Below are 6,367 nucleotides of genomic sequence, written 5' to 3'. Positions count from 1 at the left end.
TAGGGGGGTATTTTGTTCGGTGCTAGACTGATATTTGAGTAAGCCAGACAGGAGCCAGAAAAAGATATTTATCAGAAAAGTCATGAGCAAGCTAGAGGTTTAAAGACTGAGCGGGTTCCAATTATTTTTATTAATAAATATTATACACAATTCATACCAGGTAAGCAAGAGGGCTACGGCACTACTACCGAATCATTACCAAAACTCGAAATTTAGCTATAGTTATAGCATCTTCCTCATTGCAAGCAATAATTTCTAGACTATTTTGTAATAATCCTTCATCTCTCAATCGTTTAATAATTTCCTCTGGGGATTCTCCTAAGTCAACAATTTTCGATAATACCTCTACCCAATTAATAATACTGATATAACAGCCATTAATCAAGGCATTTTCTACAATTTCTGCTCCTGGTTCATCTCTAAGATAAGCTAAAAAGGCAGAAGCATCTAACACAGATTTATTCACTTAAATACTCCTGTCTGCGTTCTTGAATAAGTTCATCTACTAAATTTCTATCAGGTGATTTATTTTTTAATAAACCTCTTAATTTTTTAACTTGATTTTTGAGACTAACTAATTGCAGTGTTCCATTATCTTCCAGAGTTAAAATCAATCTATCTCCAGATTCTAAATTAAGAATTTGTTGGATTTCTTGCGGTAAAGTTAAACGTCCTTCTGGTTCAATATCAAGTATGTATTGTTGAGAAAGTGATGAATTAGCAACTGTCATAACTTTATATTTCCTTGTTTTCTACCTATTTCTAGTTTAGCAAAATTCTCAAAGTTAATCCTGTAGGGTGCGTTAATGAAATGTAACACAAACAGTAAGTTTTGGAAAGACTCAAGCTCTAATCACAGTAATTCTATATTGATTTTCCGTCACTACCACCTCAGTGGATAACCTTTCTTCCATTGGTAAGGCATTTTTCCGCCTATCAAAGATAAATAACCAACCAAAATCTAAACCCAAACGCCCTAAATAAGACTCTAATTGTTCGATCCCATCAGCTTGATGATCGCGTTTTTTATTCCGCCATACTTTTAATTCAATCCCTAAAATTACATCTTTATACTGCAAACATAAATCCATTCTATCACTACCAATTGCATATTCCCTTTCTAAAACTCCCCCACCATTAATAACACGATGTAAAAAAGCCATTAATACTATATGTGGAGCGATTTCATGATATCCCGTACTACCTAATAATGGTTCGACCTGTTGTCGCCAAAATTTGAGAAATGCTGTTAATAAAGCAGCTAGATTTAATTCACCTTCTGGGGTTAACCAAGTGGGTGCAATCATTGGTAAAGAAGCCATTGGTGTCACAGTTAACACCCTGGGTAAAACTTCCCTATAAATGGGATTAGCAATAGTTAATCCTCCATAGGGGTGCATTTTACATAATCCTAAATCAATGACAAATTGAATATCATCATTAGGTATATTTCCTAATTCTAAACCTGCTAACATTGGTTCAATAATGGCTTTAATTCTTGGTTCTCTTAACCTTTCTGCTAAACTATCTAAATGAGTATCCTGACGAGCAATTAATATTTCCTTAGCTTGTAAAATGTGTTCTTTGGTAATAGCAATACTTCTATCTTTTACAATTTTTTCTACAATTTCTTTAGCTAAAGCATTGACTAACCAAGGTTGTCCTTGGGTTAAATCATAAGCTGTTTCTATTGCTTCTAGTGTGAAAATTTGTCCTGTTGCTGCTGTATGTTGTTGATATAATTCTCCCACTTCGGCAAGATTAAAATTTCGCATAGTCAGAGAAGCAACTTTGATATTAAAAGGACTAGATGTATTTAATCTATCACTACCACCAGATGCTACTTTATAATCTCTCACATCTCGTAAACCAATTAATCCTACTGAGGTCGGGAAATTTTCTGGACGTTTAGGAAAACCATCTCTTAACTGTCGTAAAATAGAAATTAATGTTTGGTCTTGTAAAGAATCAATTTCATCTATAAATAATACTATGGGACGATTTATCGCTTTTGACCAATCTGATAAAAAAGCCTTGATTCTGCTTCCTGCTTCTTCCTTTTGCCATTCTTTTACAGGTGGTTGCAATTCTTTAGGTAAACGAATATTTATTGTATTATACCATGCCCCTAAAATTGCCAATTCTGCGGCACTAGGATCATGATTAAATGCACTTCCTACTTCCACTGATACCATGACTGCGGCATAATTTCCAGTATCGGTAAGTTGTTTTGCTAGGGATAACATAGCGGTGGTTTTCCCTGTTTGTCGTGGTGCGTGTAGGACAAAGTAACTATGCTGTTGAATTAGCTCCTCTAAATCTGGTAATCGCACTGTGGGAGAGAGCATATAGTGGATATCGTCTTTACAGGGACCGGCAATATTAAACCAGCGAGTCATAGCATTTTATTATTTAGTGGACATTTCAATTTTAGATGATTTTGGTGTGGTTTGTGATGGCAGCAAGGAAGAGGTGATGCTCGGCAATACTTTGTTATGCTTGATTATGATCAATTATTGTTATATAAGGGAATAATACGCTGATTTTACGTTTGCTCATAGGTAGTGATTTTATTGTCGTGTAATCAGATATGGGCTGTTCAGCAACAAAGTGGCATTTAATATACAAGACTTTGATTCTTGATAGCTTACCGGTATAATACTGGAGCGCACTGGTATGGTTAACTTCCAGTACCATCGTTACCGAAACCCGATCGAACGATGGTGACAGGAGATCAGTTGATGATCAAAATTGAAAATTTAAGCTAATTGTTAAAAACTATGGCCGCTGAAATTATTTGTGTAGGAACGGAATTATTATTAGGGGATATAGTTAATACTAACGCCCAATATTTAGCCCTAGAATTGGCAAAATTAGGCATTCCCCATTATTATCAAACGGTGGTGGGGGATAATGTAGAAAGACTGAAAAAAGCGATCGCAATTGCCCAAGAACGTTCTTCAATTTTAATTTTTACCGGGGGACTGGGACCTACTCCCGACGATTTAACCACAGAAACAATCGCCGATTTTTTTCAAACCCCCCTCAGAGAAGATCAGGAGATTTTAGCAGAAATCGAGGCTAAATTTACGAGTTTAGGGCGAGAAATGCCTCCTAGTAACAGTAAACAGGCTTTAATACCCGTGGGAGCCGATTTTTTGCCAAATCCGACCGGAACCGCCCCCGGCATGATCTGGCAACCACAGACTAACGTGACTATTCTTACTTTCCCCGGAGTACCCTCAGAAATGAAGAGAATGTGGGTAGAAACGGCGATTCCTTACCTAGAAAGTCAAGGATGGGGCAAAGAGAGGATTTATAGTCGTTCTCTCAAATTTCGCGGTATTGGTGAGTCAGCTTTAGCGGAAAAAGTGGCCCATTTATTCGCTCTGACTAATCCCACCGTTGCTCCCTATGCTGGTTTAGGCGAAGTGCGTTTGCGAATTGCGACGAAAGCCCCTTCTTTACAGGCTGCTTTGCAGGTAATTGAACCGGTAGCGACGGAAATTAAGGAAATCGCTGGATTAGATTATTTTGGGGCTGATGATGATACTTTACCCGCGGTGGTGGGGGAACTGTTGCGGCGGCAAAAACAAACTTTGAGTGTGGCAGAATCCTGTACTGGAGGAGGATTAGGGGAAATTATCACCCAAATCGCCGGCAGTTCCGATTATTTTTGGGGTGGGGTTATTTCCTACGATAATCGGGTAAAAGTTGCCCTCTTAGACGTAAATGAGCGGGATTTAAATAATGTCGGGGCTGTCAGTGCCATTGTTGCCCAACAGATGGCCCTAGGAGTGCAAAAACGCCTCGCTACGGATTGGGGGATCAGTATCACGGGTATTGCTGGACCAGGAGGAGGCAGTGAGACAAAACCCGTGGGCCTAGTTTATATCGGTTTAGCCAGTCCTGACGGAAATGTTACCGTATCAGGGCATCGTTTCGGAGAAAATCGAGATCGCTTGACCATTCGCCAGATTAGTGCCTATACCGCCCTCGATCGCCTACGCCGGAATTTATTAATAATGTCTTAAAAAAGAATTGCCAAGAATATATACTCAGACTAAAAAGTTATGTTAAGCTTAATATAAGTACAAGATATAGATTCCCCCGTTCGTCAGATTGAACAGCCAAACGATAAAAATTAGTTAAAATTCTCTAGAATCAAGCTTTTGCGTGGCTGTTGCGGGGATCAATCGACGAAAACTCATAGCTAGTATCTCAAAGGAGCCATTTGGTCAATGGACTATTTAGATGAAGTGATAGAAAAATTGAGAGAATGGGCGCGCAAACTGATCGACAGTGTTTTTGGTCCGGAACCCGAACCCGAACCCGAACTAATCCCGATCCCCGTGCGCGATCACAGTCGATAAAGCCACCAGTAAAACAGAATATTGCGATAATATCAGTGCAAACTTACCATGAGTCTGCACTTGATTTTTAGGTGAAGCCAAGTCTAGCTTAATTTGGTGACTATTTGATTATTTAGTAACAATTCTTGACTGAGTAAATCTTCCACATTAATCCGCAGAAAACACTGATCATCAATCCAGAACTGCACTTTAATGCGATCTTTACCCCGGAAACCTAAAGGAGCGAGTTTAGCGATGGATCTTGCTCCCTCGCGATCATTTAAGGGTTGGACGCTAGTTTCTCCATTACTCAGGGAACGAGTAATTAATTTATCACCATCAAAATAAACCTCCATTGCTCCACTTTCTGTGCCTAATTCGCCGATAATTAACTCAATGCTAGGCTGATTGTCCACAGAAGCACCTAGGACTAATTCCACGGGTTTTTCCATGGGATAGGGTTGTCCAGAGTTAATAATTGGATGCCAAGCGTGGGCATTTTTGCGACGATTCCAGTAACGAATGCCATAGCTATGATAGAGAAAATCTTTGACTTGATAACCTTGGGCTAATTGTAACGCTCCTAAAGCGATCGCTTCAAAGGGTCGATCCTCTTTAATTTTACTACTATCAAAATACTGTCGCACCCAATCTTTTACCGCCGGAATTTGTACAGTTCCCCCAACTAATAACACCGCATCGATGTCGCTAACTTCAATTCCATTGCGTCTTCCCTGTTGCAAAACTCCCGTCATTAAATCATCTAATTGATTAAAAAAGTTTTGTTGTTGGAGAATATCGGTCAATTGTTCTCGATCTAAACTTAACTCGTAACTCTCGAAATTTTCCTGATCAAAATATACCTCCTCGGCGGTTAATTGGGAAGAAAGTTTAATTTTTAATCTTTCTGCTAGACGAGTAGTCAGGGAAGTTTTCGCTAAAGATTGCTTTTGGGCAAAATAATCGACAATCCAATCGTCGATATCTGACCCCCCTAAATTTATCCCCGCCTTGGCTAAAACCCTCGCTAGTTTAGTTTTTTGAGCGGAATTATTGCCTAAAAGTTTTTCTCCCCACTTGAGAATAAAACCTTGATTTTTTTGAGGATTATCTAAATCTAATTGTACCAAAGAAAGATCGAGGGTGCCACCGCCAAAATCTACCACTAAAATCACTTGATCACCCGTGGTTCCATAACCCAAAGCGGCGGCAGTGGGTTCATCAATTAGTCGAATTTGTTCGATTTCCCACCCCTGACAAACATTACTTAACCAATTGCGGTAACTTTCAAAACTATCGACGGGGACGGTTAAAACTAGAGATTGGGGGGTTTCCGGGGTGGTGTTTTTTAAGTTGTCGATGATGCTATCAAGAAACCATTGACCAACCCCCTCGAAACTGAGGACAGTTTCCTCTAATTCCGGTAAAAATCCTTGAATTTTTGCCCCGATACCTCGTTTAAAGCGACGAAAAAAACGCGGGTCTCGATCGATATCTAAACCCCGATCGCGCACTGCTTGACCAGCAATTACTTGCAGAGGATTGGCTGATTTAATATAGAGTAAACTGGGAATTAGGGGGGGATTGTCGGCTATTTGTTGGGATAACTCCGATAATTTCACGGTTTCGGCCCTATTTGTCGCCCCATTCCAACGAGTAATGACGGTATTACTGGTTCCGAAATCAATAGCGTAGAACACGATCGATAGTTTTTAGGTAAATTTAGTTAATTATTGGCTATTGTAACCTGTTATTTAGTGAAACCGCCCGATCGAGGTGGAAGTTTCCCCAAAAAATCGGGAATTTGTTCAGCGCAAGCTAAAGAATTCTGTGCAGAAACTTGACAAATAATCTTTAATAGTATATATGAGTTCCACCTGATCAAAGGACTATGTTAGCAGTTACTACCTCACCCGAAACCCTCTCCTTAGAAATTCCTACGGCGATCGCTCTCTCTATCACCCTTGAACAGTTTGAAGCCCTTGCTGTGGTCAACCGTGACTTAAAATTAGAAC

6 protein-coding genes and 1 pseudogene are annotated in these 6,367 nt (G+C 39.5%); 3 read left to right on the top strand and 4 right to left on the bottom strand.

The window, feature by feature from the left end; genetic code table 11:
• Nucleotides 1–184: 184 nt before the first annotated feature.
• The 3 genes from IM515_RS20185 to IM515_RS20175 all read right to left on the bottom strand — a co-directional run bounded on the left by IM515_RS20185 (nucleotide 185) and on the right by IM515_RS20175 (nucleotide 2,399).
• Nucleotides 185–466, bottom strand: coding sequence for a PIN domain-containing protein (locus IM515_RS20185; RefSeq protein ID WP_002790478.1), 282 nt, complete (start codon nucleotides 464–466; stop codon nucleotides 185–187).
• Nucleotides 459–731: an AbrB/MazE/SpoVT family DNA-binding domain-containing protein gene (locus tag IM515_RS20180; protein ID WP_002790479.1), complete on the bottom strand. Its 273-nt coding sequence runs from the start codon at nucleotides 729–731 to the stop codon at nucleotides 459–461. The genes IM515_RS20185 and IM515_RS20180 overlap by 8 nt, the downstream gene beginning before the upstream one ends.
• A gap of 111 nt (nucleotides 732–842) precedes the next feature.
• On the bottom strand, nucleotides 843–2,399 hold the full coding sequence (locus IM515_RS20175; protein WP_287627286.1) for an AAA-like domain-containing protein: 1,557 nt from the start codon (nucleotides 2,397–2,399) through the stop codon (nucleotides 843–845).
• A 381-nt stretch (nucleotides 2,400–2,780) separates the two neighbouring features.
• On the opposite strand from IM515_RS20175, the gene IM515_RS20170 reads away from it, so the two are divergent.
• Both IM515_RS20170 and IM515_RS20165 read left to right on the top strand, forming a co-directional pair.
• Entirely contained in the window at nucleotides 2,781–4,034 is a 1,254-nt protein-coding gene (locus tag IM515_RS20170) for a competence/damage-inducible protein A (protein WP_287627288.1), read from the top strand.
• 207 nt (nucleotides 4,035–4,241) lie between these two features.
• On the top strand, nucleotides 4,242–4,373 hold the full coding sequence (locus tag IM515_RS20165) for a hypothetical protein (protein WP_002768233.1): 132 nt from the start codon (nucleotides 4,242–4,244) through the stop codon (nucleotides 4,371–4,373).
• Nucleotides 4,374–4,456: 83 nt separating this feature from the next.
• Here the strand turns inward: IM515_RS20165 and IM515_RS20160 are convergent, their stop codons facing one another.
• Nucleotides 4,457–6,052 carry an Hsp70 family protein gene (locus IM515_RS20160; protein WP_287627289.1) on the bottom strand — a complete coding sequence of 532 codons (1,596 nt, stop codon included), beginning with the start codon at nucleotides 6,050–6,052 and terminating at the stop codon, nucleotides 4,457–4,459.
• 191 nt (nucleotides 6,053–6,243) lie between these two features.
• Here IM515_RS20160 and IM515_RS25995 point away from each other — a divergent pair.
• Nucleotides 6,244–6,367, top strand: a pseudogene (locus IM515_RS25995) (Uma2 family endonuclease); the annotation flags it as partial.

The organism is Microcystis sp. M44BS1, assembly GCF_020244875.1.
Taxonomy (GTDB): Bacteria; Cyanobacteriota; Cyanobacteriia; order Cyanobacteriales; family Microcystaceae; genus Microcystis; species Microcystis panniformis.
The sequence above is the reverse complement of the archived record's forward strand: the minus strand, read 5'-3'. Positions and strand labels throughout refer to the sequence as shown.